25 protein-coding genes are annotated in these 25,852 nt (G+C 69.4%); 14 read left to right on the top strand and 11 right to left on the bottom strand.

Translation table 11 applies throughout. From position 1 onward, the window contains the following. The first annotated feature begins 7 nt into the window (after positions 1-7). Entirely contained in the window at positions 8-1,180 is a 1,173-nt protein-coding gene (gene ispG / locus ACQP2E_RS33030; protein WP_433826901.1) for a flavodoxin-dependent (E)-4-hydroxy-3-methylbut-2-enyl-diphosphate synthase, read from the top strand. A 38-nt stretch (positions 1,181-1,218) separates the two neighbouring features. Here ispG and ACQP2E_RS33025 read toward each other — a convergent pair whose 3' ends face one another. Further along, positions 1,219-2,058: a GNAT family N-acetyltransferase gene (locus ACQP2E_RS33025; protein ID WP_433826900.1), complete on the bottom strand. Its 840-nt coding sequence runs from the start codon at positions 2,056-2,058 to the stop codon at positions 1,219-1,221. Between the two features lie 186 nt (positions 2,059-2,244). Here ACQP2E_RS33025 and ACQP2E_RS33020 point away from each other — a divergent pair, with 186 nt between their 5' ends. Both ACQP2E_RS33020 and ACQP2E_RS33015 read left to right on the top strand, forming a co-directional pair. Beyond that, complete coding sequence (locus ACQP2E_RS33020) at positions 2,245-2,811, top strand: PadR family transcriptional regulator (protein ID WP_433834142.1); 567 nt, start codon at positions 2,245-2,247, stop codon at positions 2,809-2,811. Positions 2,812-3,903: 1,092 nt separating this feature from the next. Continuing rightward, positions 3,904-4,026 carry a hypothetical protein gene (locus ACQP2E_RS33015; RefSeq protein WP_433826899.1) on the top strand — a complete coding sequence of 41 codons (123 nt, stop codon included), beginning with the start codon at positions 3,904-3,906 and terminating at the stop codon, positions 4,024-4,026. A gap of 23 nt (positions 4,027-4,049) precedes the next feature. On the opposite strand, the gene ACQP2E_RS33010 is transcribed toward ACQP2E_RS33015, so the two are convergent. Further along, positions 4,050-5,030: an LLM class F420-dependent oxidoreductase gene (locus ACQP2E_RS33010; RefSeq protein ID WP_433826898.1), complete on the bottom strand. Its 981-nt coding sequence runs from the start codon at positions 5,028-5,030 to the stop codon at positions 4,050-4,052. Between the two features lie 111 nt (positions 5,031-5,141). Between ACQP2E_RS33010 and ACQP2E_RS33005 the strand changes: the two genes are divergently transcribed. Genes ACQP2E_RS33005 through ACQP2E_RS32995 form a run of 3 tightly spaced genes read left to right on the top strand, consistent with a single transcriptional unit; the run spans position 5,142 to position 8,515 of the window. Next, positions 5,142-5,783: an ABC transporter ATP-binding protein gene (locus ACQP2E_RS33005; RefSeq protein ID WP_433826896.1), complete on the top strand. Its 642-nt coding sequence runs from the start codon at positions 5,142-5,144 to the stop codon at positions 5,781-5,783. Continuing rightward, the gene (locus ACQP2E_RS33000) at positions 5,771-7,903 is read left to right on the top strand and encodes a YhgE/Pip family protein (RefSeq protein ID WP_433826895.1); all 2,133 of its coding nucleotides are present in this window, start codon (positions 5,771-5,773) and stop codon (positions 7,901-7,903) included. The genes ACQP2E_RS33005 and ACQP2E_RS33000 overlap by 13 nt, the downstream gene beginning before the upstream one ends. A 9-nt stretch (positions 7,904-7,912) precedes the next feature. Continuing rightward, positions 7,913-8,515 carry a TetR/AcrR family transcriptional regulator gene (locus ACQP2E_RS32995; protein ID WP_433826894.1) on the top strand — a complete coding sequence of 201 codons (603 nt, stop codon included), beginning with the start codon at positions 7,913-7,915 and terminating at the stop codon, positions 8,513-8,515. Positions 8,516-8,572: 57 nt separating this feature from the next. On the opposite strand, the gene ACQP2E_RS32990 is transcribed toward ACQP2E_RS32995, so the two are convergent. The 5 genes from ACQP2E_RS32990 to ACQP2E_RS32970 are packed head-to-tail and all read right to left on the bottom strand — an operon-like array spanning position 8,573 to position 12,973. After that, a complete protein-coding gene (locus ACQP2E_RS32990; protein ID WP_433826893.1) occupies positions 8,573-9,628 on the bottom strand; it encodes an ABC transporter permease in 1,056 nt (351 codons plus the stop codon). Then, positions 9,625-10,536: an ABC transporter ATP-binding protein gene (locus ACQP2E_RS32985; protein ID WP_433826892.1), complete on the bottom strand. Its 912-nt coding sequence runs from the start codon at positions 10,534-10,536 to the stop codon at positions 9,625-9,627. The genes ACQP2E_RS32990 and ACQP2E_RS32985 overlap by 4 nt, the downstream gene beginning before the upstream one ends. A 49-nt stretch (positions 10,537-10,585) precedes the next feature. Further along, entirely contained in the window at positions 10,586-11,245 is a 660-nt protein-coding gene (locus tag ACQP2E_RS32980) for a response regulator (protein ID WP_433826890.1), read from the bottom strand. After that, positions 11,242-12,519 (bottom strand): sensor histidine kinase, encoded by a 1,278-nt coding sequence (locus ACQP2E_RS32975; protein ID WP_433826889.1) that lies wholly within the window; start codon positions 12,517-12,519, stop codon positions 11,242-11,244. Before ACQP2E_RS32975 ends, ACQP2E_RS32980 begins: the two co-directional genes overlap by 4 nt. Positions 12,520-12,562: 43 nt before the next feature. Continuing rightward, positions 12,563-12,973 carry a MerR family transcriptional regulator gene (locus ACQP2E_RS32970; RefSeq protein WP_433826887.1) on the bottom strand — a complete coding sequence of 137 codons (411 nt, stop codon included), beginning with the start codon at positions 12,971-12,973 and terminating at the stop codon, positions 12,563-12,565. Between the two features lie 1,192 nt (positions 12,974-14,165). On the opposite strand from ACQP2E_RS32970, the gene ACQP2E_RS32965 reads away from it, so the two are divergent. The 7 genes from ACQP2E_RS32965 (at position 14,166) to ACQP2E_RS32935 (ending at position 22,757) form a co-directional block, all read left to right on the top strand. Next, positions 14,166-15,689: an amino acid permease gene (locus ACQP2E_RS32965; protein ID WP_433826885.1), complete on the top strand. Its 1,524-nt coding sequence runs from the start codon at positions 14,166-14,168 to the stop codon at positions 15,687-15,689. Positions 15,690-15,702: 13 nt separating this feature from the next. After that, entirely contained in the window at positions 15,703-17,049 is a 1,347-nt protein-coding gene (locus ACQP2E_RS32960; protein WP_433826884.1) for a glutamine synthetase family protein, read from the top strand. A 15-nt stretch (positions 17,050-17,064) separates the two neighbouring features. Next, positions 17,065-18,420 (top strand): aldehyde dehydrogenase family protein, encoded by a 1,356-nt coding sequence (locus ACQP2E_RS32955; RefSeq protein ID WP_433826883.1) that lies wholly within the window; start codon positions 17,065-17,067, stop codon positions 18,418-18,420. Beyond that, entirely contained in the window at positions 18,421-19,185 is a 765-nt protein-coding gene (locus tag ACQP2E_RS32950) for a 3-oxoacyl-ACP reductase (protein WP_433826882.1), read from the top strand. Between the two features lie 168 nt (positions 19,186-19,353). Next, the gene (locus ACQP2E_RS32945; protein ID WP_433826881.1) at positions 19,354-20,061 is read left to right on the top strand and encodes a gamma-glutamyl-gamma-aminobutyrate hydrolase family protein; all 708 of its coding nucleotides are present in this window, start codon (positions 19,354-19,356) and stop codon (positions 20,059-20,061) included. Between the two features lie 16 nt (positions 20,062-20,077). Then, positions 20,078-20,812, top strand: coding sequence for a gamma-glutamyl-gamma-aminobutyrate hydrolase family protein (locus tag ACQP2E_RS32940; RefSeq protein ID WP_433826880.1), 735 nt, complete (start codon positions 20,078-20,080; stop codon positions 20,810-20,812). A 67-nt stretch (positions 20,813-20,879) separates the two neighbouring features. Further along, complete coding sequence (locus tag ACQP2E_RS32935; protein ID WP_433834140.1) at positions 20,880-22,757, top strand: ATP-binding SpoIIE family protein phosphatase; 1,878 nt, start codon at positions 20,880-20,882, stop codon at positions 22,755-22,757. Here ACQP2E_RS32935 and ACQP2E_RS32930 read toward each other — a convergent pair. Continuing rightward, a complete protein-coding gene (locus ACQP2E_RS32930; protein ID WP_433826878.1) occupies positions 22,666-23,046 on the bottom strand; it encodes an STAS domain-containing protein in 381 nt (126 codons plus the stop codon). The genes ACQP2E_RS32935 and ACQP2E_RS32930 overlap by 92 nt on opposite strands. Before the next feature lie 67 nt (positions 23,047-23,113). Here ACQP2E_RS32930 and map point away from each other — a divergent pair, with 67 nt between their 5' ends. Then, positions 23,114-23,971, top strand: coding sequence for a type I methionyl aminopeptidase (gene map / locus ACQP2E_RS32925; RefSeq protein WP_111651597.1), 858 nt, complete (start codon positions 23,114-23,116; stop codon positions 23,969-23,971). 85 nt (positions 23,972-24,056) lie between these two features. Here the strand turns inward: map and ACQP2E_RS32920 are convergent, their stop codons facing one another. The 3 genes from ACQP2E_RS32920 to ACQP2E_RS32910 are packed head-to-tail and all read right to left on the bottom strand — an operon-like array spanning position 24,057 to position 25,706. Further along, positions 24,057-24,764, bottom strand: coding sequence for a nucleotidyltransferase domain-containing protein (locus ACQP2E_RS32920; RefSeq protein ID WP_433826877.1), 708 nt, complete (start codon positions 24,762-24,764; stop codon positions 24,057-24,059). Between the two features lie 19 nt (positions 24,765-24,783). After that, positions 24,784-25,209: a ferritin-like domain-containing protein gene (locus ACQP2E_RS32915; protein WP_433826876.1), complete on the bottom strand. Its 426-nt coding sequence runs from the start codon at positions 25,207-25,209 to the stop codon at positions 24,784-24,786. Positions 25,210-25,226: 17 nt separating this feature from the next. Then, positions 25,227-25,706 carry a hypothetical protein gene (locus ACQP2E_RS32910; protein ID WP_433826875.1) on the bottom strand — a complete coding sequence of 160 codons (480 nt, stop codon included), beginning with the start codon at positions 25,704-25,706 and terminating at the stop codon, positions 25,227-25,229. Between the last annotated feature and the right edge of the window lie 146 nt (positions 25,707-25,852).

Below are 25,852 nucleotides of genomic sequence, written 5' to 3'. Positions count from 1 at the left end.
GCTGAATGTGACTGCGATCAGTCTGGGAATGCCGGCCGTACCCCCTCCGCCGTTGGCTCCGCGCCGCAAGAGCCGCCAGATCAATGTCGGCGGCGTGCTTGTCGGTGGTGGCGCACCGGTCAGCGTGCAGTCGATGACGACCACGCTCACCTCGGACGTCAACTCGACGCTGCAGCAGATCGCCGAGCTCACCGCGTCCGGCTGTCAGATCGTCCGGGTCGCCGTCCCCTCGCAGGACGACGTCGAGGCGCTGCCCGCCATCGCCAAGAAATCGCAGCTGCCGGTGATCGCGGACATCCACTTCCAGCCGAAATACGTGTTCGCCGCGATCGACGCGGGCTGCGCGGCGGTCCGGGTCAACCCGGGCAACATCCGGCAGTTCGACGACAAGGTGAAGGAGATCGCGAAAGCCGCCGGCGACGCGGGCATCCCGATCCGGATCGGCGTGAACGCGGGCTCGCTCGACAAGCGGCTGCTGGAGAAATACGGCAAGGCCACCGCCGAGGCGCTGGTCGAGTCGGCTCTCTGGGAGTGCTCGCTGTTCGAGGAGCACGGCTTCCGGGACATCAAGATCTCGGTGAAGCACAACGACCCGGTCGTGATGATCCGGGCGTACCGCCAGCTGGCCGAGCAGTGCGACTACCCGCTGCACCTCGGCGTGACCGAGGCCGGCCCGGCGTTCCAGGGCACGATCAAGAGTGCTGTCGCGTTCGGCGCGCTGCTGGCCGAGGGCATCGGCGACACCATCCGGGTCTCGCTCTCCGCCCCGCCGGTCGAGGAGATCAAGGTCGGCAACCAGATCCTGGAGTCCCTGGGTCTGCGCGAGCGCGGCCTGGAGATCGTCTCCTGCCCGTCCTGCGGGCGAGCCCAGGTCGACGTCTACACCTTGGCCGAGCAGGTCACCGCCGCTCTCGACGGCTTCCCGGTCCCGCTGCGCGTCGCGGTGATGGGCTGCGTCGTGAACGGTCCGGGCGAGGCCCGCGAGGCTGACCTCGGTGTGGCCTCCGGCAACGGCAAGGGCCAGATCTTCGTGAAGGGCAAGGTCATCAAGACGGTGCCCGAGTCGATCATCGTGGAGACGCTCGTCGAGGAAGCGCTGCGGCTGGCCGACGAGATGGGCGCCGACCTCCCCGAGGAGCTGCGCGACCTGCTCCCCGGCCCGACGGTCACGGTTCACTAATTGAATGGGCGGGCGAAAGCCCGCCCATCTTCACAAGATCAGAAAAGCACCGTCGCGAACGACCCCGCCGAGACGAACCCGCAGCGCTGATAGACCCGCCGCGCCGCTCGGTTGTAATCGTTGACGTACAGGCTCACCGTGGGCGCCACCCGCCGCAGTGAGTCCGACACCACCGCCGCCATGGCCGCGGTGGCGAGGCCCTGTCCCCGGTAATCCGGGTGGACCCAGACGCCCTGCACCTGAGTCGTCCGCCGGGTGATGATCGCCAGTTCGGCCTTGAAGATCACCAGATCGCCGTCGAACCGAGCGTACGCCCGCTTGCCTTTCACCAGCTCGGCGATCCGTCGCCGGTAGCCGCGCCCGCCGTCGTCCTGCATCGGTGAGACGCCGACCTCTTCGGTGTACATCGCCACGGCCGCCGGGAAGAGCAGGTCGACCTCGCTGGGCCGGACCAGGCGGACGTCGGGGTCCGGGCGTACCAAAGGGTCTCGGTCGGTGACGAGCAGCGGCTGGTTGGGCCGCACGTCGCGGGCCGGACCCCAATGGCCGCTGAGGCGATCCCACAGGTCAAGGACCGCTTCCGAGCGGCCGATGATCGACGAGCAGATCCGCGCCTCGGCGCCGAGCAGGTCGGCGAAGGCCGCGACGGCCGGCGGGGTGGCGCCGACCGGCACCAGATGCGCGCCGGACCAGATGATCGACTCGATGCGGCGTGCGGGTTCGTACCCGTAGATCCGCCCGTCGGAGCGCCACCAGTTGAGCCCGTGCGAGGCCACCCGTTCGGCGATCTGGGCACCCGCGTACGGGTCGGCGTCCAGGATCCGCTGGACCGCCGGGCGCTCGGGCTCGCCGAGCTGGCGAATGGGCACCGTCAACACAGGTACCAGATTGCCAGATGCCGGGTGCTCGACACCTACCGCAACCCAACGATCCCAGAAACCCTTGCGGCCGACTGTTCGCCGATATATCGTCTAACTATCGACGAACGAACGGAGAAGATCATGAGGTACACAAACGACGGCGAGCGCGGCCACGGTTTCGGTGGACACGGCGGACGCGGCTGGATGTTCGAGGGCCGCCGGCGCGGCTTCGGCTTCCCGCCCGGGTTCCCCTTCGGCGGTGGCCCCGGCCCTGGCGGCCCCGGCTTCGTCCCGCCGGATTTCGCGGGACACCGCCCCCGGCGAGGTGGCCGAGGCAGCCGGCAGAACGTGCGGCCCGCCATCCTCGCGCTCCTTCTGGAGAGGCCGATGCACGGCTACGAGATGATCCAGGAGCTCGACGCACGCACCAACGGCATCTGGCGCCCGAGCCCCGGCTCGGTCTACCCGACGCTCCAGCTCCTTGAGGACGAGGGCCTCATCGAGGTCACCGCCGAGGGCGGCCGCAAGAGTTACCAGCTCACCGCCGACGGCCGCCCCGAGGCCGAGACTGCCGCGCAGAACCCGCCGTGGACCCAGTTCGGCGAGGACGCCATGTCCCAGGTGCAGGACTTCCGCGACGCAGCGGTCGGCATCATGGGAGCCCTGAAGCAGGTCGGTTTCACCGGCACCGCCGAGCAGCGCCAGAAGGCGCTGGAAGTGCTCAACGAGACGAAGCGCAAGCTTTACGCCATCCTCGCCGACAGTGAGTAAAACCCCCGGGAACGCGCGCTCAGACTTTCTGAGCGCGCGTTCTTTTTACGCGTAACCGCAAGCCCCCGTGGCACCCACCGCGACCAATTGCCCAGTCCAGGCCGCTCGGCGCGGATCGCTACCGCTGCATGGTCACCCTCAAACCCAGGGCCGGCGCTGAATCTCGTGGAGTTCGGCCGCTCTGAGGGGGAATGGGGGAGGCCCGGGGATGGCGTGTCGACTTCGGGGTGGTTTGGCGAGCTCCCGGGGTGACGCGTTGCCACTGTGTTGGTGGGGGGTTCGGCTTCGTGGGGACCTGTGGTGGTTAGAGCACCTATAGCTTGCCAAGATCAGGCCGGCTGCTCGGCTGGGTGCCCACCCTCCGTGACGGCTCGGTGGAAGAGCGACGCAGGCTGGCTGCCGCTGCCTTTCGGTGGAAGAGCGACGCAGGCTGGCTGCCGCTGCCTTGCTGCTGCCGCTGCCGCTCGTGCTGCCGCTGTCCTGCTGCTCGTGCTGTTCGTGGTGCCACTGCTCGTGCTACTTCCGCAGCCGCAGCCGACGAGAATCGTGGACGCCGTGCCGCCTCGCGGAACCGAGATGAGGTCGCACCCAACGACTCGGTGCGGCTTCATCCACGGCAGGGCCGAGACGAGAACTCACACAGCCACTCGGTGCGGGCCCATCCCTGTTGTCGGTGCCTTTCGTGTGCCCGCGTTCCGCCCATCTGCTCGCCAAGCCCAAGATCCGACCCGGCAGGGCCCGCCGCTCGCCGCTCGCCGCCGCTGCCCGCCGGCTTGGCGGGCTTCTCAGCGCGCCCCCACGGTCGAAGTCACGGGCGCTCACCGTGTGCGCTCGATCCGGGTGGTTGGGAGCCCACGGTGTGTCCTCGATCCGGGTGGTTGGGAGCCCACGGTGTGTCCTCGATCCGGGTGGTTGAGAGCCCACGGTGTGCTCTTGATTCGATGGTTGGGGCCCACGGTGTGTCTTCGATTCGGGTGGGTGGGGGCCAACAGCGTGCCCGCGATTCGGCGGCCTGGGGGTACACCGTGGGCCCTTGTATGCGGTTTGCCGAATCGCACCGTGGGCTCTTGGCCCGGTTGGCGGGGTGAGGCTGTGCTGGGATTGTCCGCGCTGGACCGGCTGGACCGGCTGGACCGGCTGGACCGGCTGGACCGGCTGGACCGGCTGGACCGGCTGGACCGGCTGGAGCGGCTGGCGCGGCTGGAGCGGCTGTAAGGGAAGGGCGGGTGAGCCGGCAGTTACCTGCCCAGCACGTTGATCAGCTCGCCAAGCGCTGCCGCGCCGCCGCGTTCCAGCTCCGGTGTCGGCATCAGGGCCATCACCGGGACGGTCACGCCGGCCCGGGCGTACGCCTCGACGCGGGTGCGGCACTCGGCCGGTGTGCCGTGCACGATCAGCTCGTCGACGAGTGAGTCCGGGATCGCGGCGAGCGCGCCCTTGCGGTCACCCGATTTCCAGGCCTGCCACATCGGATCGAGGATCTCGGAGCGGCCGAGCCAGCGGTGGAACGCCGCGTACGCCGGAACGGTCAGGTATGACGTGATCATGCGGCGGCCGACCGCGCGGGCGTAGGCGGCGTCCTCGGTCGGGATCACGAAGATCCGGGCGGCCACCTCGAACCCGGGGCCGGCCTCTTTCGTCTCGGCGAGCGCTGTCGCCACGTCGGTGGCCGAGAGCCAGTTGAGGATGACGCCGTCGGCCTCGGCGGCGGCGAGCCGGAGCATCTGCGGGCGCAGCGCGGCGAGCAGGAGCTGCGGCGGGACCGCCGGCGGGCGCTCCAGCCGGAATCGGCGGACGGTGAACGACGGGTACTGCTCGTCGATCGTCTCGCCGGCCAGCGCGGACCTCAGGAAACGAAGCACGTCACGGCTGCGGGCGAACGGCTCGGTGAAGTCAACCGCGTTCCAGTCGCCGACGACGACCGGGGACGAGGCGCCGATGCCGAACTGGAAACGGCCGGGCGCGGTCTCGGCCAGCGCCGCGGCGGTCATCGCGAGCAGGCCGGGTCCGCGGGTGAAGACCGGGGTGATCGCGGTGCCCAGTTTCAGCCGGGACTCCCAGGCGGCGGCGAGCGTCAGCGGTGTGAACGCGTCCGTGCCGTTCACCTCCGACGACCAGACGTCGGTGAATCCGGCGTCGGCCAGGCCCCGGTAAACGGCGGCGTGCTCGGCGAGCGGAACGCCATTGAGCGGCACGGTCATGCCCCATCGCATCGACATGCCCTTGATCCTGCCGGTCGGCGGCGCGTGATGTCCACCACCTGACCATGTTGACGCGTACCCACGTGGGTATGTTTTTGAACTGACCAGTCAGTTTAAAAGGGAGCCGCCATGTCGGTGCTCACCGCGACCGGCGCCGGGGTCCGGCACCGCCGTCGCTGGCTTGTGCAAGACCTTGACCTGCGGGTCGAGCCAGGCGAGCTGGTCGCGGTCACCGGTCCACCGGGCAGCGGACGCACCAGCGCGTTACTCGCCCTGACACGACGGCTGCGGCTTTCTGCCGGCACGGTCGAGATCGTGGGTACGGCTTCACTGGGCCATGTGCCCGATGTGGAGGAACCGGAACCGGTCTTCACCGTGGCGGAGCACATCACCGAGAGGCTCGCGCTGCTCGGCCGGACACGTGGCGAGGACGTGCCGCTGCACGGGCTGGACCCGGGGCTGCGCGGCCGGGACCTGACGCCGTACCAGAAGCAGGTTCTCGGGCTGGTCCTGGCGTGCATGGAACGTCCCTCGGTGATCGCGCTGGACGGCGTCGATGCGGGACTGGACGCGGCCGAGCGGGCCGCCCTGTGGGAGCTGCTCGGCGAGATCGCGGCGAGCGGGGTGGCGGTGCTGCTGACCGCCCGCGAGGTGGATCCGGCCGATGTGGACCGGATCGTGCTGCTCAACGATCCGCAGACGGACGAACCGGGGCTGACGACCGTACGGATGGGTGGTCTGGAAAAGGGTGACCGAAAATGCGGAGCCTGACCCTCGCGGGTTTTGAATTAAGGCGATTCCTGCGCAGACGGCTGACGGCGGCGGCGCTCGCGGTCCTCGCGGTGGTGCCGCTGCTGTACGGGGCGCTGTATCTGTACGCGTTCTGGGATCCCTACGGCCGGCTGAATCACATCCCGGCGGCGCTCGTGGTCGAGGACACCTCCGCGAAGGCGTCCGACGGCGAGACCGTGCGCGCCGGGCAGGACCTCGCCGATGAGTTGATCAGACGGGAGATCTTCGACTGGCACGTGGTTGACGCGGCGGACGCGGAGCGCGGCCTGGAGGACGGGAAGTATCAGATCGAGCTGCTGATCCCGGCCGGGTTCTCGGCGGATCTGGCGACCGCGCCGGACGCGGACAGCATGCCGCGGACCGCGCAGCTCAGCGCGGTGAGTGACGACGCCACCAACTATCTTTCCGGTGTCTTCGCGCGGACCGCGTTCGACGAGGTGCGCGCGGCCGCGGCGTCGAGCGCGTCGGCACGGTACTTCGACCAGATGCTGATCGGGTTCACCGATCTGAAGGAGCAGACGCAGCAGGCGGCGGACAGCGCCGGGCAGCTGCGGGACGGTTCCGCGGAGCTGGAGAGCGGAGCTGGTCGCGTCTCTGATGGGATCGACGACGCTGAAGCGGCGACCGGGAAGCTGGCGAACGGGATCGACAAGGCTGGATCCGGTGCGGATCAGCTGGCGGACGGCCTGCGGCGGCTGGAGACCGGTTCTGCACAGTTGGCGTCGGGGACGGCGGACGCCGCGCGGGGTGGCCGGAAGCTGGCTGACGCGGTTGACGGGGTTGCTGACCGGGTCGAGCCGGTGCTGCGGGAGAACGCGCAGACCATTGCCGACGCGGCGCTGCTCGTCGCCAAGGGTGCGGACACGCTGGCCGGGAATGTCGGCGCGATCGACGACGCGGCCTCGCAGGCCGTGGCTGATGCCCGAAAATTGCAGAAATATCTAGACTCGCTCCCGGATGACACCGAGGGTGTCGAGAACGCCCGCGCCCTGGCCGCCGAACTGGTCGCCGACGCGCGGCGCATCCAGACCAAGATCGACGCTGCCGATCTCGATGGGCTCAGCGCCCGGCTCAAGCAGGTGTCGAAGGACGCCCGTGCGGTGGCGGCAGCCGCCCCGCATCTCGCCGACGACGTGAAATCCGCTCGCACCCAGGTCGACAAGCTCGCGAACGGCCTCGACGACCTCGCCACCGGCGCCAAGAAACTGGACACCGGCCTCGGGCAGGCATCCGACGGCGCCACCGAACTGCGCAACGGCGTCTACCAGCTCTCCAGCGGCGCCCGGCAGATCGAGGACGGGCTCGGCACGCTCTCCACCGGTGGGCACCAGGTCGCGTCCGGGCTCACCCAGCTGACCGGCGGCGCCTCGAAACTGGCCGACGGGCTCGCCGACGGCGCCGACAAGATTCCGGCGTACAGCGACACCAGGGACCGGGCCGACGTGCTGGCCGACCCGGTCTCGCTGGACCGCGTCGTACGGCACCCGGCCGGAACCTACGGCGTCGGCTTCGCCCCATATTTCCTGGCGCTGGCACTCTGGGTCGGCGCGATGATCAATTACATGCTGCTGCGGCCGCTGAACCGGCGCTATCTGGCGTCCGGCGCACCGCCGCACCGGGTCGCCCTGGCCGGTCTGCTGCCGGGCGTGGCGATCGGGGCGGTCCAGGCCACGCTGCTGTTCCTGGTGGTCCGGTTCGCGCTCGGGCTCTCACCGGTGCATCCGCTGACGACGTACGGGCTGATGCTCGGCACGGCCGCCGTCTTCGCGGCGATCATCCAGCTGCTCGGCGCCGCGCTCGGCCCGGCCGGACGGGTGGCCGCCCTGGTCCTGCTGATGCTCCAGCTCACCTCGTCCGGCGGGACGTACCCCGTGCAGACGTCACCGGGCATCTTTCAGGTCATCCACCCGTTGCTGCCGATGACGTACGTGGTCGAGGCGATGCGGCACTCGATCGACGGCGGCTCGGGCACGACCGTGGCACACGCGGCGCTGATCCTGGCCGGGTTCGGGGTGGTCGCGGCGCTGCTCACCGGGGTGCTGGCCGGCCGGAAACGGCGGATGACCGCCGCGGACCTGCACCCCGAACTGGTCCTCTAGGGTTCACTCGTGGGTTCTCTCGCAGGGGCGGATGGCCGGAGCCGGCGGCGTGTCGACAGCCGTCAGCGGCTCTTCGAAGCAGCGGTCGAGCTGATCGCCGAGCAGGGCTTCTCGGCGACCACTGTCGACGACATCGCGCTGCGCGCCGGCGTCGCCAAGGGGACCGTCTACTACAACTTCAAGTCGAAGAACGAGCTCTTCGAGGAGCTGCTCCGGCATGGCGTCGGTCTGCTCACCGAGGAGTTCCGCACCGCGGTTGCCGGCCTGCCGGCCCGCGACGCGGTACGGGCGCTGGTGCACGCCCAGCTGGATTACATCCGGCGTTATCGGGCATTCGCCCAGCTGCTGCTGTCCGAGATGTGGCGTACCAACCGGGAATGGCAGCAGACCCTGATCCTGCTCCGCGAGCAGGTCATCGGAGTCATCGCCGAAACCGTTCAGTCCGGCGTGGACTCCGGCGACCTGCCCGCGGAGCTGGACGTGCGGGTGGCGTCGGCGGCGCTCTTCGGCGTCGGGCTGGTCGTCGCGGTGGACTGGCTGGTGTTCCAGCCCGACCGCGACATCGCCGACGTGGAGGAGTCGCTGCTGGCGATCGTCCGGCGCGTCGGCTGAGCCTCAGGCGTTTTCCGGGCCGCGCTTCGATCAGGCGTTTACCGGGCCGCGCTTCGATCAGGCGTTTTTCCAGGCTGCCAGCAGGGAGGTCTTCTGCCGGGTCCGCATCAGCGAACCCTGGTAGATCCGGGCGCCGGCAGCCAGCAGCACCACCGCGGTGACCGCCAGGATCAGCAGCGAGACAAGCGGCTCCCAGGCCGCCGCGTCACCGTTGAACATCCGGATCGGCATGGCGATCGGCGACGAGAACGGGATGTACGACAGAATCCGCTGCGCCTCCGCGTTGTCCAGCAGGAACAGCACCGCGAAGAACGGGATCAGCACCGCCATCTGCACCGGCGACGACGTGCTGGTGATCTCCTCCTGCCGGGAGGCGAGCGCGCCGACACCGGCCCAGACCGTCGCCAGCATCAGGAAGCCGAGCACGAAGAACGGCAGGAACCAGCCGAGCGCCGGGCCGACCGCGTTCACCACGCCGGTGTCCACGTCGGTCACCTTCATGCCGACGAACGCCACGATCGCGAGCAGGGCGATCTGACCGAACGCCAGCAACGTCATGGCCGCGACCTTGCCGGCCAGCAGCGCCCGGACCGAGACGCTGGACACCAGGATCTCGACGATCCGGGTCTGCTTCTCCTCGATGACGCTCTGCGCGATCTGCAGACCGTACGTGTACGAGGTTATGAAGAAGAGCATCGCCAGGATCGACGGGATCAGGAACTTCAGGAACGGATCCAGGTCGCCCGCTTCGAGAAGGCGTACCGGCGGGGCGACGCTGAGCGCGGCCACCACCTCGGACGGCGGCTCCTCCATGGCGAGCACCTCGGGACCCGGTACCACCGCGGCCTCCACCTCGCCGTCGCGCAGCAGCCGCTCGGCGGCCGCGACGTCGGTGACCTCGACGACCTCGAACCCGGCCTGTCGCAGCGGTGCGGTCGCGGCCGGCTCGGACGACGCCACCTTCGCCGGTCCGCCGTCGATGATTGCCGGCAGCACGATCGAAGCGATCACGATCACCAGGAAGAACGCGGTGCTGTAGAGGAACGCCTTGTCACGCAGCTTGGTCCGCAGCTCGCGGGCCGCGACAAGCCGGGTGGCCTCGAACGTTGTCACTGGATCACCTCTCGGAAGATCTCGGCGAGGGAGGGGCGGACCGGGCCGAACGAGCGGACCGGGCCGCGGTCCAGGGCGGCCCGCAGGACCCGCTGGTCGTCGTTCCCGGGCTGGTTCTCGTTTTCTGGTGACAGGTCGAAGACGGCGCGCGGTCCGTCCAGGTCGACCAGGGTCACGCCGGGTTCGTCGCGCAGCCAGCCCGCGTCGACGTCCACCTCGATCGAATAGCGGGGGAGGGCGTACTGCTCGCGCAGGTAGGAGCGGGGACCGGCGGCGCGGATCGTGCCGTCCGCGATGATCACCAGGTCGTCGCAGAGGCGCTCCACCAGGTCCAGCTGGTGGCTGGAGAAGAGCACCGCGGCACCGGCCGCGGAACGCTCACGCAGCACCGCCACCACGGTGTCGGCGGCGAGCGGGTCCAGCCCGGAGAACGGCTCGTCCAGGACCAGCAGCTCCGGCTCGTGCACCAGGGCGGCGGCGATCTGCACCCGCTGCTGGTTACCCAGCGACAGCTTCTCCACCAGGTCGCCGGCGCGCGGGCCGAGATCCAGGCGCTCCAGCAACGTGGCGGTACGCGCCTTCGCGTCAGCGGCACTCATCCCGTGCAGCCGGCCCAGGTAGACGACCTGCTCGGCGACGGACATCTTCGGGTACAGCCCGCGTTCCTCGGGCATGTAGCCGAAGCGCTGCCGCACCTCCCGGGTGATCGGGGCGCCCCGCCAGGTGGCTTGCCCGGACTGGGCGCCGAGCACGCCCAGGATGATCCGCATCGTGGTGGTCTTGCCGGCGCCGTTCGCGCCGACGAAGCCGGTCAGACGGCCGGCGTCCACGGCGAAGGACACGTCCTTGAGAACGTGCCGGTCGCCGAAGGACCGGTTTACGGCATCGACGTTGAGGACGGTGGTCATGGGTAAACGCTATGGCCGGACCGGGCCGCTGTCGTCCGGCTGGAGAACGTCATCCCTGCGAAGGACGAACCACCCCGAGTTCGTACGCGAGAACCACCGCCTGCGTCCGATCGCGGGCGCCGAGTTTCATCAGTACCCGGCTGACGTGCGTCTTCACTGTCGTCTCGCCGAGGCGCAGGCCGGCGGCGATCTCGGCGTTGGTGGCGCCGCCGGCCAGCAGGACCAGCACCTCGTGCTCGCGCGGGGTCAGGTCGCCGAGGCGGACCGTGGGCTCCGGCGCGCGTGGCCGGGGCGCCGTGAACCCGGCGATGACACGGCGGGTCACCGCGGGGGCGAGCAGGGCGTCACCGGCGGCGATGACGCGTACCGCCTCGGTCAGGGCCTCGGGTGTGCCGTTCTTCAGTAGGAAGCCGCTGGCGCCGGCCTGGAGTGCGGCGTACAGATAGTCGTCGCGGTCGAACGTGGTCAGGATCAGCACCGACGGGCCGCCGGCCGCGGCGATCCGGCGGGTCGCCTCCAGGCCGTCGACGCCGGGCATCTCGACGTCCATCAGCACCACGTCGGGGCGCAGGCGCAGGGCCAGCTCGGTGGCGCGTTCGCCGTCCGCGGCCTCGCCGACGACAGAGATGTCCTCCTCCATCTCGAGGATGACCCGGAAACCGGTGCGGACGAGCGCGTGGTCGTCCGCGAGCAGGACGGTGATCGTCACGTGGTTTCTCCTGCCATGACTGACGCGGTGTGCGGGAGCCTCGCGCGTACCCGGTAGCCGCCGCCGGATCGCGGGCCGTTCTCCAGGACGCCGTCGTGGACAGCCACACGCTCCCGCATGCCGATCAGGCCCATCCCACCGGAGCTATCTGATTTATCAGCTTTTCCGTCGTCGCTCACGTCGAGTTCGACCTCGCTGCTCAGGTAGCGCAGGCGGATGTCCAGAGTGGTCGCCCGCGCGTGCTTCAGCGTGTTCGTGACGGCTTCCTGCGCGATTCGGTACGCCGCCTGCGACACCGAGTCCGGCAGCGGCACCGGGTCGCCGAAGACTGCGAAGTGGACGGTCAGCCCGGCCTCCCGCGCGCTCTCGGCGATCTGTGGGATCCGGTCCACGCCGCTGGTGGCAGCCTCGGCTGTCGCACCCGACGCCCGCAGTGCGCCCAGCATCCGCCGCAGCTCGTCCACCGCGGTCCGGGCGCCTTCCTCGATCGCGGTGAGCGCGGTCCGTGCCCGGGCCGGATCCTTGTCCAGAGCACGCCGGCACGCGGACGCCTGAATGCCCATCACCGACACGTGGTGGGCCACGACGTCGTGCAGCTCCCGCGCGATGCGTACCCTCTCGTCGATCACCGCGCGCTCGGCCGCCGCGGTCTGGGCCGCGCGCAGTTGCGCCGCCTGCGACTCGACAGTGTCGAGCCGGCGGGCCGCCTGCCAGGCGGCGTCGCCCACCAGGTAGACCGCGACGAAGAAGATCGCGTTGACGATGTACAGGTTGAAGACCAGGGACCAGAGCGCCGGCAGCTCACCGGAGGCGCCGTCGAACCCGTCGCCGATGATCTCGTCCCAGGACATCACGAATGCGGCGGTCAGCCAGACGAACATCGCGGCGATGATGACCAGCCGCAGGTTCCGCGCCCGATGCCGGACCGGCCCCCACGCGCCGAGCGTGTAGATCACGGCGAAGAGGGCGTACGAAGCGACCTGCTGTTCCTGCGCGCCGCGGAACTGGCCGCCGATGAAGAGCGCCGACATCACGATCGCCGCCGCGTCCGGCCTGCTGCGCCGCCAGATCAGTGGCAGAGTGGTGCCGAGCGCCCAGGCGATCTGCTCGATCCGAGCCGGGGCGTCCTCGCTGTGCAGCATGCCGAAACTGCGCGAGAGGAACAGGTTGAGCACCGCGCCGGCCGCGACGCCGAGCCCGATCCACAGATCGTTCCGGCGCTGCGCGGCGGTCGGCCCCGGACGACGCCATTCTTCGATGTCCCGCGTGCACATGGAGTGACCATCGCACGGGCGAATCTGTGAGGGGCCTGAGGGGTCAGATCCCTGCGGGGGCCTGTGTCGTCGGGTGGGCTGGGGCTGTCGGGTGGGCTGGGGCTGTCGGGTGGGCTGGGACCGTCGGGCGGGCCTGTGTCGGGATCGTGGCGTCCTCGCCGGGTTCGAGCGTGCCGCCGAGCGCGACGATGTGCCGGTGCGCGGCGGCGAGGCGGTCCTCCAGCGTGACGATCCGGCAGGCGGCGGCGAGCAGGAAACCCTGATCGAGCAGCACCCGGACACGGGCCGCGAGGTCGAGTTGATGGCGGGAGTAACGGCGGTGGCCTCCGGATGAGCGTTCCGCCTCGATCAGCCCGGTTTCGTCCAGGCTACGCAGAAAGGCCGCGGTCACGCCGATCAGTTCGGCGGCCTGGCCCATGGTGAACGCGGCAACATCACTGGTCTCCGCGGCCATGCTCTCCCTGTCTGTCCCCGCATAGGTCCAGGGCCCCGGCGGGTAACCGGAGCCCTGGATTTTCAATTCTTGTGCCGATCATCGTCGGCGCATTTTGGTCGACCAGCTGCGTGCCGCTAGCGGTCGACCGGAGTGATGAGCATCGGCTGCGATCACCTCATGTCGGGCCGGGGACGTTGTGATTACGCGTTTCTGCGGTATCTCGTCCTCCTTCTCCAACTCAGCGTCTGTGCCATTGCTAACCGGTCTGTGAGAACCGGCTCCGTCGGCCGTGACCGACCCATTGAATGTATGCCTCTCCTCGCCAGATTTCTAGAGTCGCCGCTGTAGATTTTTTCGAGCCAACCCTAATTGACCTGCAAGAATGTGCCACCGATCAATGGCCTATCTCCTCGGCGTCGTCACCGGGAAGCGTGGCGGACACAGCCGTAGTGGGTTCGGGGTGGCGTGGTGGTTTCTCGGTGCGAGGTGCCGCTCGGAGATCTTGTGAGGTTTGGCCGGCCGATCGACCACGAGTGCACGAGTTTGCGGGACGGTCGTGCTTGGCGTGGCGTGAGCGCGCTGTTTCACAGATCTTGTGGAGTTCGGTGAACCGTTTGTGTGCAACTCCGCAAGATCGGCTAAGCCTCTTCGATCTTGCGGAGTTGTGCGGTCACGTCTGCGGGGAAGTCCACAAGATCCAGTCGGGGCGGCGCGCGGCAAGGCGCGGTGGGGCGGGGCGCGGCGGGGGTTGCACGGGGCTGGGGGCGCGTTGGGGGCTTGGGTGGCAGTGGGCATGCGCCCGGACTCTTGAGGGCGGGGTTGATGCGGTTGGGCGGCCACGGTTGCGCGTACTGAAAGGGGAAGGGTGAGGTAAATGCGTTGCTCGGGGAAAACGGGGGTGCGAGCCTTGGTGGCAAGCGGGTCCTCGGACGGCTCGTGAGTCCAGGGCCACTCGTGATGGCCCTTCGCGGCGGTGCGGGGTGCGGTCACCTCTCTCTTCAGCGCGCCCCCCACGCGCAAGCGCCCACCTCGCGCCGCCGCCCCCTAGCTGTCTCCATAAAGGCCGCGCTGACTTTCGCGGGGCTGTTTGGACGGTTTTCGGTGGGGGTTGGTTGATCAATTAACGCGCGTCATTGACGGCTGTAACACGGCGGCGAGATCATCACGGCATCGCGTGGTCCAGGTCACACCCGGGCAAGGGAGCACTCAGATGAGCGCTGATCACGGCATCGCCCCTACTTCTGATGAAGAACGACTCGCACAACTCGGTTACAAGCAGGAGCTGCATCGGCGCCTGTCGGGTTTCTCCAACTTCGCCGTCTCCTTCTCGATCATTTCCATTCTGGCCGGTGCGATCACCTCGTACGGCATAGCCATGACGGCGGGTGGCCCGATGGCCATCACGCTGGGCTGGCTGTTCGTCGGCATCATGGTGACCTTCGTGGCGCTGGCGATGGCCGAGGTGTGTTCGGCCTACCCGACCGCCGGTGCCCTCTACTGGTGGGCCGCGGCTCTGGCCAAGAAGAACAAGCCCGCGTGGGCCTGGTTCGTCGGCTGGTTCAACTTCCTCGGTGAGATCGCGGTGACCGCGGCCATCGACTTCGGTGCGGCGATCACCACGTCGGCGTTCCTGAGTCTTACCTTCGACATGGAGGTGACGACCGGGCGGACGTTCCTGATCTTCCTGGTCATCATCATCGTGCACGGTCTGCTGAACACGTTCGGCGTGAACCTGGTGCGGCTGCTCTCCGACGTGAGCGCGTGGTGGCACCTGGTTGGTGTCGCGGTGATCGTCGGCGTGCTGGCCGTGGTGCCGGACCAGCACAAGCCGGTCTCCGAAGTGTTCTTCGAGGTGCAGAACGCGACAGGCTTCAGCTTCTCCGGGGCGGGCGTCTACGCCGTGCTGATCGGCCTTCTGATGGCGCAGTACACCTACACCGGGTACGACGCCTCGGCGCACGTGGCGGAGGAGACGCACGACGCCGCCCGGGCCGCACCGCGCGGCATCGTGCTGTCCGTCGTGGTCTCGGTGATCGCCGGTTTTGTGCTGCTCTTCGCGATCACCTGGTCGATCCAGGATTACGAGGGCGCGCGTACCAGTGATCTCGCGCTGCCGCCCGCGCAGATCTTCATCGACGCGGCCGGGCACGACCTCGGCACGTTCCTGCTCTTCATCTGCATGGTGGCGCAGTGGTTCTGCGGCATGGCCTCGGTCACCGCGAACTCCCGGATGTCGTACGCGTTCGCCCGCGACGACGCCATCCCCGGCTCGCGGATCTGGAAGAAGGTCAACGCGCGTACCGGCACGCCGACCAACTCGATCTGGCTGTGCGTGACGCTGTCGATCCTGCTGGTGCTCCCGTCGCTGTGGAACACGACGGCGTACCTGGCGGCCACCTCGATCGCGGTGATCGGGCTCTACATCGCGTACGTCGGACCGGTGCTGCTGCGCCGCCGGCTGGGCGACGAGTTCGTGCCGGGACCGTGGAACCTCGGGAAATGGAGCGCCCCGATCGGCTGGATCGCGATCGTCTGGGTAGGTGTCATCTGCGTGCTGTTCGTGCTGCCGACCGCGAGCCCGATCACCGCGTCGACGTTCAACTACACGATCGTCGCCGTGGCGGTGGTGCTGGGCGCGGCCACGATCTGGTGGTTCGCCAGCGCGCGTAAGTGGTTCACCGGCCCGAAGCAGAACTTGATCGAGAAGGCCGCCCACGGCGAGCCCACCGACTGATAGGACTGGATTCATGGATCTCGAGGAGCTCGACGTATCGGTCGACAACGGCACCATCGACACGGTGCTGCTGGCACTGACCGACATGCAGGGGCGGTTGCAGGGCAAACGGCTGCACGGGCGCTACTTCCTGGACGAGGTGGTGTCCGGCGGCAGTGAGGGGTGCAACTACCTGCTCGCCGTCGACGTGGACATGAACACCGTCGACGGGTACGAGATGTCCTCGTGGTCCACCGGGTACGGCGACTTCGTGATGCGGCCGGATTTCAGCACGCTGCGCCGCGTCCCGTGGCAGCCCGGCACCGCGCTGGTCCTCGCCGATCTCTACGACACGGCGGGGCAGCCGGTGGCGCCCTCACCCCGGCAGATCCTGCGCCGCCAGCTCGACCGGCTGGCGGCGCACGGTCTGACCGCTTTCGCGGGTACGGAACTGGAGTTCGTCCTGTACCGGGACACCTACGAAAAGGCCTTTGAACTGGGTTATCGCGGTTTGACGCCGGCCAACCAGTACAACGTGGACTACTCGCTGCTCGGCACCGCCCGGGTGGAGCCGCTGCTGCGCCGGATCCGCAACGAGATGTACGGCGCCGGCCTGATCCCGGAGAGCGCGAAGGGCGAGTGCAACTTCGGTCAGCACGAGATCGCCTTTCGGTACGCGGACGCGCTCACCGCCGCCGACGGGCACGTGATCTACAAGAACGGCGCGAAGGAGATCGCCGCGCAGGAGGGCATGGCGCTCACCTTCATGGCGAAACCGAACGAGCGGGAGGGCAACTCCTGCCACATCCACTTCTCGCTGCGTAACCAGGAGGGCAAGTCGGCGATGCTCGGCGACGGGCCCGCCCATCTCAGTGAGACCGGTCAGCGGGTGCTGGCCGGGCTGCTCGCCACGATGCGCGAGTTCAGCCTGCTCTTCGCGCCGAACATCAACTCGTACAAGCGGTACCAGCCGGGTTCGTTCGCGCCGACCGCGGTGCGGTGGGGTGTCGACAACCGGACCTGTGCGCTGCGGATCGCCGGGCACGGCGAGGGGATGCGGGTGGAGAACCGGGTGCCGGGCGGGGACGTCAACCCGTACCTGGCGATCTCCGCGCTGATCGCCGGCGCGCTGCACGGGATCGAGAACGAGTTGTCACTCGAGGACGAGTTCGCCGGGAACGCGTACCTGGACGCCGACGCGCCTCGGGTGCCCGGAACGCTGCGTGACGCGGCCGCGCTCTGGTCGGACAGCGGCGTTGCGGAAGCGGCATTCGGGTCCGAAATCGTCTCCCATTACGCGAACATGGCGAAGGTGGAGCTGGCCGCTTATGACGCGGCGGTCACCGACTGGGAGTTGCGCCGCGGATTCGAACGTCTCTGAGGGGATGATCAAGTCGTGACTGAGGTGATCAACCCATCGACGGGCGAGGTGCTCACGACCGTACCCTCGCTGGGTCTGGCGGAGACCGACGCGGCGATCGAGCGTGCACAGAAAGCTTTCGGGAAATGGCGCGAGGTCGCGCCCGGGGACCGGGCGCGGCTGTTGCGCCGCTTCGCGGCGGTGGTGGAGGACCACATCGAGGAGCTCGCGCTTCTTGAGGTACGCAACGCGGGGCACACGATCGGCAACGCTCGCTGGGAAGCGGGCAACGTCCGGGACGTGCTGAACTACTACGCCGGCGCGCCGGAACGCCTCTCCGGGAGGCAGATCCCGGTGCCCGGCGGCATCGACATCACGTTCCACGAACCGCTCGGCGTCGTCGGGATCATCGTGCCGTGGAACTTCCCGATGCCGATCGCCGCCTGGGGTTTCGGGCCGGCTCTCGCGGCCGGCAACACGGTGGTGCTCAAGCCGGCCGAGCTGACCCCGCTCACCGCGATCCGCCTCGGCGAGCTGGCTCTCGAAGCCGGCCTGCCGGAGGACGTCTTCCAGGTGCTGCCCGGCAAGGGCAGCGTGGTGGGGCAGCGGTTCGTCACCCATCCGGCGGTGCGCAAGGTCTGCTTCACCGGGTCGACGCCGGTCGGCAAATCGATCATGGCGGGCTGTGCCGACCAGGTGAAGCGGGTGACGCTGGAGCTGGGTGGCAAGAGCGCCAACATCGTTTTCGCGGACGCTGATCTGGCGGCCGCCGCGGCGGCCGCTCCCGGCGCTGTCTTCGACAATGCCGGACAGGACTGTTGTGCTCGTTCCCGGCTTCTGGTCGAGGCCTCTGTGTACGACAAGTTCCTGGCGTTGCTGGAGCCGGCCGTTACGCAATTCCGGGTATTGGACCCGTCCAGCGAGATGTCGGAAATGGGGCCGCTGATCTCTTCCGGTCAGCGGGACGTCGTCGCCTCCTATGTGGATGGCGCCGACGTGGCGTTCCGCGGATCCGCCGACTTCAAGGATGGCTGGTGGTTCCCGCCCACGGTTCTGCTGGCCGGCTCGGCGGACGACGCGCACTGGCGTGAGGAGATCTTCGGCCCGGTCGTGAGCGTGCTGCCGTTCCGCGACGAGGCCGAGGCGATCCAGCTCGCCAACGACACCGAGTACGGCCTCTCCGGCTCGGTCTGGACCCGGGACGTGGGCCGGGCCCTGCGGATGTCGCGGGCCGTGGAGACCGGCGCGCTCAGCGTCAACAGCAACTCGTCGGTGCGGTACTGGACCCCGTTCGGCGGGATGAAGCAGTCCGGCCTCGGCCGCGAGCTGGGTCCGGACGCGCTGCTGTCGTTCACCGACGTGAAAAATGTCTTTATCTCTATGGGGGCTTGAGTGGAGCGTCTGCAGGACCGCGTTGCCGTGATCACCGGTGCCGGTAGTGGCATCGGGCTGGCCACGGCGCGGCGTTTCGCCGCCGAAGGCGCCTTCGTGGTTTGTGTCGATATTTCCGAAGAGGCGGGCAAAGCAGTCGCCGAGGAGGTCGGCGGCGAGTTCGTGGCCTGCGACGTGAGCGACGAGGAGCAGGTCAAAGCGCTCTTCGACGGCGTCGTGGAACGGCACGGCCGGGTCGACATCGCCTTCAACAACGCCGGCATCTCGCCGCCCGACGACGACTCGATCCTGGTGACCGGCATCGACGCGTGGGAACGCGTCATCCGGATCAACACCACGAGCGTCTTCTTCTGCTGCAAGTACGCGATCCCGCACATGCAGCGGCAGGGCAAGGGCTCGATCATCAACACCGCGTCGTTCGTGGCTCTGCTCGGCGCCGCGACCTCGCAGATCGCGTACACCGCCAGCAAGGGCGGGGTGCTCGCGATGACCCGTGAGCTGGGCGTCCAATTCGCCCGCGAGGGCATCCGGATCAACGCGCTCTGCCCCGGGCCGGTCGCCACGCCGCTGCTGATGGATCTCTTCGCGAAGGATCCGGAACGGGCAGCGCGCCGCCTCGTGCACGTGCCGATGGGCCGGTTCGCCGAGCCGTCGGAGATCGCGGCGGCGGTGGCGTTCCTGGCGAGCGACGACTCCTCGTTCATGACGGCGAACCAGTTCGTCGTCGACGGCGGGATCACGGGTGCGTATGTAACGCCGCTGTGATGTTTCAAGACCCGTTACGGTGGGGATGAGACAACATACGCCCAGCTCAACTAGGTGTAGGGGTCGAATCCCCGCCCGCGCGGGTCGATCCCCGTGTAGGTGGGACAGATGGACCCGTCACGCGGCGCCGGTTCTCCGGCGCCGCGCGCCTGTGACTACGGTGGTGCGATGCGTCCGATCATCGGAATAACGTCCTATGTGGTTCCGGCCACCTGGGGTGTCTGGCAGAACCTCCCCTCCACCCTCGTGCCGCACGACTATGTCGAAGCGGTCACGCTGGCCGGTGGCCGGGCTGTTCTGCTGCCTCCGGACGACCGGGACGCCGACGTGCTCCGAGCCCTCGACGGCCTGGTCCTGGCCGGTGGGCCGGATGTCGACCCGGCCCTGTACGGCGCTGCTGCGCATCCGGCGACCGAGTTCCGCGCCGAGCGGGACGCCGGCGAGATGCTGCTGCTGCGGGCCGCCCTCGACGCCGACCTGCCGATCCTCGCCGTGTGCCGGGGGATGCAGCTGCTCGCGGTCGCGGCCGGTGGCTCGCTGCACCAGCACCTGCCGGAGACGCTCGGGCATGCCCGGCACCGGCCGGCGCCGGGCGTGTACGGCGAGCACGAAGCGACATTCACCCCGGGCAGCCGGATCGCCGAGCTGATGGGTGAGGACCGCGCCATCCACTGCTTCCATCACCAGGGCGTCGCCGACGCCGGATCGCTGACCGTCACCGGACGGGCGGACGACGGCACCCCCGAGGCGGTCGAGAACCCGAACGGGCGATTCGTCCTCGGTGTGCAGTGGCATCCGGAATACCGCAGGGACCAGCGCCTGTTCGGGGCATTAGTCGACGCAGCTCGCAGAGCCATCAAGGAAAATCGGGGATGAAGGAGAACGGCACCGCATGCGCAGACCGCTGATCGGCCTCACCTGCTACGCGCAGCACATCCAGTACCAGCGCAACGAGTTGATGGCCGCAATGCTGCCGATGAACTACGTGAAAGCGGTGCACGCCGCCGGCGGCAGAGCCGTTCTGGTCACCCCCGACGATCCGGGCACCGACGTGCTCGAATCGCTGGACGGCATCGTCTTCACCGGTGGCGGCGACGTCGACCCGGTCGCCTGGCAGGCCGAGCGTCACCCGGCCACCGAGGTCGACGAGGTACGCGACGCCGCCGAGCTGATGCTGATGCGCGCCGCGCTGGAGGCCGACCTGCCGGTGCTCGGCGTCTGCCGGGGCATGCAGGTGATGGCGGTCGCCACCGGCGGATCGCTGCACCAGCACCTGCCCGACCTGGTCGGGCACGAGCGGCACCGGGCCGCCCCGGGCACCGACGCGCTGGCCGCCGGCGCCTCCGACTTCGGCCGGCACGACGTCACCGTCGACGAGAACAGCCGGGCACATCAGCTGTTCGGACGCCACCTGACGGTGAACTCGTTCCACCATCAGGCGGTCGCCGATCCGGGTGCGTTCGTACCGGTCGGCTGGTGCCCGGACGACCGGGTCGTGGAGATTATCGAACACCCGGGGCTGACCTTCGCCCTGGGCGTGCAGTGGCACCCGGAACGGACCACGGATCTGCGGGCGTTCACCGCGCTGACCGAGGCCGCTTCGGTAGGTGCGATCATTCCGGCATAAAACGTTGGGGAGGTCCGCATTGGGGCTGCCGAGCCGGTTGCGCATCGCCTTCGACCGAGGCGGCGAGATGGGCGCGCGATTGTCCGCGCTGGACTGGTCCGCCACCACTGTTGGCGATCCGTCCGGCTGGCCGGAGGAGCTGACCGGCGCGATCGTCACGATGCTCGCCTCGCGGGCGCCGATCGTCGTCTGCTGGGGGCCGGAGCACACCGCCTTCTACAACGACGCGTCCCGGTCGGTGATCGGCGGCGAGCCCGGCCGGCCCGTCGCCGAGACCTGGGACGTGCGGGCGCTGCTCGACGGCGTGCTCGCGAACGACGAGTCGTTCGCGTCCGAGGATCACCCCTTCACGCTCGACCCGATCCGGGACGCCGAGGGGCGGCCTGCCGGCGTCCTCGGCATCATCACCGACAGGACCGCGGCCGCAGGCGGCCTCCGGGAGATCGTGAGCCGGCTACGCGGCCTGGTCGACGTGGCCTCCTCGCTGAACGCCGTGCCGACCACCGCCGAGGTGCTCGACGTCGCGGCCCGGCACGTGCTCGCCATGACGTCGGCCGGGCGGGTCGTGGTGACGGCGCCGGAGGCCCGGGCCGAGCAGGACGGCGGTGCCACCGTGCCACCGTCCGAACCGGACGTGGTGCTGCCGCTGCCGTCGGACAGCTCGCCGGACGACGCCGGGCCGCCGCTCGGCGAGCTGCGGGTCTGGGACGGCGCGGACGGGCCGGCCGAACCGGCGCTGCTCAACCAGCTGGCCCGGCTGATCGGGCTGCGGCTGGCGAACGCGCGGCTCTACGAGACCGAGCACCGGATCGCGTCCACGTTGCAGCACAGCCTGCTGCCGCAGTCGCTGCCCCGGGTGCCGGGCGCGATCGTGGCGAGCCGGTACGTGCCGGGCAGCAGCGAGGCCCGGGTCGGCGGCGACTGGTACGACGCGATCGCCGCCCCGGACGGCGAGTTGTTCCTGGTCATCGGCGATGTCGTGGGTAAGGGCGTGCAGGCCGCGGCGGGCATGGGCCAGTTGCGGAACGCGCTTCGGGCGTACGTTCTGGAGGGTTTTGACTGTGGTGCCGCGCTGACCCGGCTGAACCGGCTGGTCGACACTCTCGGGCGGCGGCAGTTCGCCACGGTCGTCTGTGTGGCGTTCGATCCGCGTACCCGGAGGTTGCGGTTCTCCTCCGCCGGGCACCCGTCACCGATCGTGGTCGAAGGCGGCAAGCCGGGTGAGTTCCTGCACACCACCGCGATGGGGCCGCCGATCGGCGCGCTCGGCAACGTCACCTACCCGACCCGGGAACGCGAACTCGGGCCCGGCGGCCGGTTGCTGCTCTACACCGACGGCCTGGTCGAGGACCGCAGGCAGGGCATCGACTCCGGGCTCGCCGAGCTGACCGCCGACGTCGCCCGGCCGGCCGACCACGTGGAGGACCTGCTGGACTCGCTGCTGGTGAAGGCGGCCCGGCACGCGCGCCGCGACGACATCGCGCTGATCGCGCTGGAGGTGACCGAACCCCGCGAGTTCGTCCTGAGGCTGCCCGCCGACCCGTCCCGGCTCACCGTGATGCGCCGCCGGCTGGAGGACTTCCTGACCGCGCACTCGGTACCCGAGAACGACGCGTTCGACCTGGTGGTCGCGGTCTCCGAGGCCGCCGCGAACGCGATCGAGCACCCGCTCGACCCGGACGAGCCGGTGATCGTGGTGGAGGCGTCGCACACCGGTGACGCGGTCGTCGTGACGATCCACGACACCGGTCGATGGCGTCCGGCCACCGAGGCGGGTTTCCGCGGGCGTGGCCTGGCGTTGATCGGGGCGCTGACCGAGCTGTCCGTGCACCGCTCCCCGCAGGGCACCGCGGTTACTCTGCGGCGTCCGCTGAATCCGAGCCCGCTGAATCCGAGCGCGCTGAATCCGAGCCCGCTGAATCCGAGCCCGCTGAGTCCGGCTTGAGCCACGGCTGCCCGGCCAGCCCGGAGATCTCCAGCACCCGCAGAACCCGGGACGAGGGGAACACCGTGAGCTGCCCCGCCGGGTAGCGCTCGGCCAGCCGGATCAGGGCGTGGATGGCGGCCGAATCGAAGAAGCTGACCCCGCGCAGATCCACCGTGGCGGCCGCCGCGTCCGGCGGTGTCGCGGTGCTGAACAGTACGTCGGCGGTGGACATGTCGACCTCGCCGGTCACGATGACCGTGACGTGGCCGCCGTCGACCGCGCCCGTCACCGAGAAGTCTTGATCCACCGGAACAGGTTTTCACAGGGGTCGGAGGGCGGCAAGAACAGGGCTGCCGGGCGGATAGGCTGTGAACATGTCGGTACGTGCCCCTCTCAGCCCGGGAAAGCAGTCGCGCGAGCGATCGGTCCCGGCACAGATCGTCCGCCCCGAGTACGTGGGCAAGAAGAAGCCCCGCGAGTGGCGTGGCTCCCATGTGCAGACTCCCGAGACGATCGAGAAGATGCGCGTCGCCGGCCGGATCGCGGCGCAGGCCACCGAGCTCGCCGGCGAGCACTGCAAGCCGGGCGTCAGCACCGACGAGATCGACCGGGTGGTGCACGAATTCATCCTCGACCACGGGGCGTACCCGTCGACGCTGGGTTACAAGGGCTTCCCGAAATCCTGCTGCACCTCGCTCAACGAGGTGATCTGCCACGGCATCCCGGACTCCACGGTCCTGGAGGACGGCGACATCATCAACGTCGACGTGACGGCCTATCTGAACGGCGTGCACGGTGACACCGACGCCACGTTCTGCGTCGGCGAGGTGAGCGACGAGGCCCGCCTGCTCGTCGAGCGCACCCACGAGGCGATGATGCGCGGCATCCGCGCGGTGGCGCCGGGCCGCCCGATCAACGCGATCGGCCGGGTCATCGAGGCGTACGCGCGCCGCTTCGGTTACGGCGTGGTCCGCGACTTCACCGGTCACGGCATCGGCGAGACGTTCCACTCCGGGCTGTACATCCCGCACTACGACAACCCGCGCCTGGAAACCGTGATGGAACCGGGCATGACCTTCACCATCGAGCCGATGATCACCCTCGGCACCCATGAGTACGACATCTGGAAAGACGGCTGGACGGTCGTCACGAAAGACCGCAAGTGGACGGCCCAGTTCGAGCACACCCTCGTGGTGACCGACGACGGCTACGAGATCCTCACCCTCCCGTGACCCTGCCGGCCGGCACCATCACGCCGACGTTCCTGATCGGCACGATGCTCGGCGCCTGACCCCGGCCCGGCCACCCCGAGCAGGGTCAGTCGAAAAGCTCGCCCAGGGTTCCGTCGACCGGGCGGCCTCGGGCGGCCAGCTCCTCGGCCTGGTAATTCAGGATCGCGTCGAGTTCGTGCATGTCGGCCATCGCGACGCCGGTGTGTTTCACCGCGTCCGCCTCGTTGCGGAAGTACGTCCTGGTCAGCAGGCCGGCGACGAGTGCGGCGTGCACCCGGGCCTCGGCCATCAGGACCATCGCGGCGTCCGTGTCGTGCCACTGGGTCAGCCGGACCGCGCGGGCGTGCGCGTTGCTCGCCAGGGCCCAGTTGTGGCGGGCCAGCCGGGTGAACTCGGCTGGTCGGGCCTCGGAGAGCAGGGTCAGGTGGGCCTCGCGCTGGTCGGCGAACCACTCGTGCGGGTCATGGAGCGGCAGCGTCGTCAGATATCCGTCCGCCACCAGCGGCCAGCTCGGGGTCAGGACCCGGGCCAGGCCCAGGCCGTCCTCGGCGGTGACCACGGCCAGCGAGACGCGGACGCCCTCGACCTTGCGGCGGGTCGGTTTCGGGCCGGTTTTCGGGCGATAGGTGACCACGACCACGTTCACGTCGCTGGAATCGACGTCGTCGCCGTGCGCGACCGAACCGCGGACGCCGATGGCCTGGACCTCGGCCGGCCACCGTTGCTGGACGACGTCACGGAGCCGGATCGCGAGCGACCCGCGGACTGAGGTGGTGTCGAGCTCGCCGATCACCGCCTCATTCTCCAGACTTTTAGCCCGGACGTCCGGGGAAAGCCATGGTCAGCGGTGCCGTACCGGAATATTTGCGCCAGGCCGTCGCGCGTACCGCGGAATCGGTCATGGCCGACAGGGCGGCGTTGCGCTGGCTCTGCTCGGTGACCGGCAGCACGGCACGCCACGCCTGGGCCACACCGTCCTCGATGTGCACGGCCAGTTTCAGTGCGCTCGCCCGGTCGGTCACCTCGAACGGGAGGGCGTACCCGGCCGGCGCCGGCGCGGCGCTGGCCTTCAGCTCGGCGATCCGGTCGACCAGGTAGTCACGGCGCTGCCGATGCACCTGCTCGCTGTCCCGGGCGCCTTTCACCTCGCGCTCCTTGGTGAGGTGGACACCGATCAGCCCGTACGCGTAGATCGCCGCTTCCTCGGCGGCGAGCGCGGCGGTCAGCTGTTCCTTCACGGCAATCCTCCTGCTACTCAGCGCAGCGCGCTCGCGTGGGTGGCCCGGCAGGCGGCGATCGATCCGACGAGGGCCGCGCGGCCGGCCGGCGCCGCCAGGCACGCGGCGACGGCCGTCGTCTGCGCGGCCTGCTCGGACTTGCGCAGCTGGGCCAGCGTCTCGTCGGCTGACCCGGCCGGCGGGGCGGCGGACGCGACCGGCGCCGCGGCGCCCGACGGCAGCACCGCGCCGATCAGGGTGGCCAGCGCGGCGGCGTGCGCCCGGTGGTCCTCAGCGAGCGGGGTGAGCTGCTCGGCCAGCGTGGCCTGAGCCTGTATCGCCAGGTCGTACGCGGCGGCCAGGGCCAGCGCCTCGTCGAGGATCGGTTGCAGCGGGTCGGGAGCCGGCTCGGGCTCCGGCTCGTCGTCGAAGAGGCCACAGCCGGCCAGCGTGGCCGCCGCCACGATCGCGCCGGTCGCGGTCAGTATCCGCCGGCGTGTGTGTACCGAATCGCTCATCCGCACCGGGCCAGTCAACACCATCGGATCGAAGGCCTCCGGCACGGCCCGTTGACCTGCACGCCGGGTGGAATCGGAGCGGCGGCGCTCCGGCCGGGGTCCCGGCACGTTACGCTCTGCGTCAGCTGCGGGGCCGATTGCTGCCC

The organism is Actinoplanes sp. CA-015351, from assembly GCF_050955685.1.
Classification (GTDB): Bacteria; Actinomycetota; Actinomycetes; order Mycobacteriales; family Micromonosporaceae; genus Actinoplanes.
Note: the sequence above shows the minus strand (reverse complement) of the source record. Positions and strands in the feature narration are given on the sequence as shown.

What these genes read in the sequence shown, in the direction of transcription:
- ACQP2E_RS33020 (WP_433834142.1), top strand. Translation starts at nt 2,245, where the DNA reads ATGTTCGAGGGCCGCCGGCGCGGCTTCGGCTTCCCGCCCGGGTTCCCC.
- ACQP2E_RS33010 (WP_433826898.1), bottom strand. Translation starts at nt 5,030, where the DNA reads ATGTCGATGCGATGGGGCATGACCGTGCCGCTCAATGGCGTTCCGCTC.
- ACQP2E_RS33005 (WP_433826896.1), top strand. Translation starts at nt 5,142, where the DNA reads ATGTCGGTGCTCACCGCGACCGGCGCCGGGGTCCGGCACCGCCGTCGC.
- ACQP2E_RS33000 (WP_433826895.1), top strand. Translation starts at nt 5,771, where the DNA reads ATGCGGAGCCTGACCCTCGCGGGTTTTGAATTAAGGCGATTCCTGCGC.
- ACQP2E_RS32985 (WP_433826892.1), bottom strand. Translation starts at nt 10,536, where the DNA reads ATGACCACCGTCCTCAACGTCGATGCCGTAAACCGGTCCTTCGGCGAC.
- ACQP2E_RS32975 (WP_433826889.1), bottom strand. Translation starts at nt 12,519, where the DNA reads ATGTGCACGCGGGACATCGAAGAATGGCGTCGTCCGGGGCCGACCGCC.
- ACQP2E_RS32970 (WP_433826887.1), bottom strand. Translation starts at nt 12,973, where the DNA reads ATGGCCGCGGAGACCAGTGATGTTGCCGCGTTCACCATGGGCCAGGCC.
- ACQP2E_RS32965 (WP_433826885.1), top strand. Translation starts at nt 14,166, where the DNA reads ATGAGCGCTGATCACGGCATCGCCCCTACTTCTGATGAAGAACGACTC.
- ACQP2E_RS32960 (WP_433826884.1), top strand. Translation starts at nt 15,703, where the DNA reads ATGGATCTCGAGGAGCTCGACGTATCGGTCGACAACGGCACCATCGAC.
- ACQP2E_RS32945 (WP_433826881.1), top strand. Translation starts at nt 19,354, where the DNA reads ATGCGTCCGATCATCGGAATAACGTCCTATGTGGTTCCGGCCACCTGG.
- ACQP2E_RS32940 (WP_433826880.1), top strand. Translation starts at nt 20,078, where the DNA reads ATGCGCAGACCGCTGATCGGCCTCACCTGCTACGCGCAGCACATCCAG.
- ACQP2E_RS32935 (WP_433834140.1), top strand. Translation starts at nt 20,880, where the DNA reads ATGGGCGCGCGATTGTCCGCGCTGGACTGGTCCGCCACCACTGTTGGC.
- map (WP_111651597.1), top strand. Translation starts at nt 23,114, where the DNA reads ATGTCGGTACGTGCCCCTCTCAGCCCGGGAAAGCAGTCGCGCGAGCGA.
- ACQP2E_RS32910 (WP_433826875.1), bottom strand. Translation starts at nt 25,706, where the DNA reads ATGAGCGATTCGGTACACACACGCCGGCGGATACTGACCGCGACCGGC.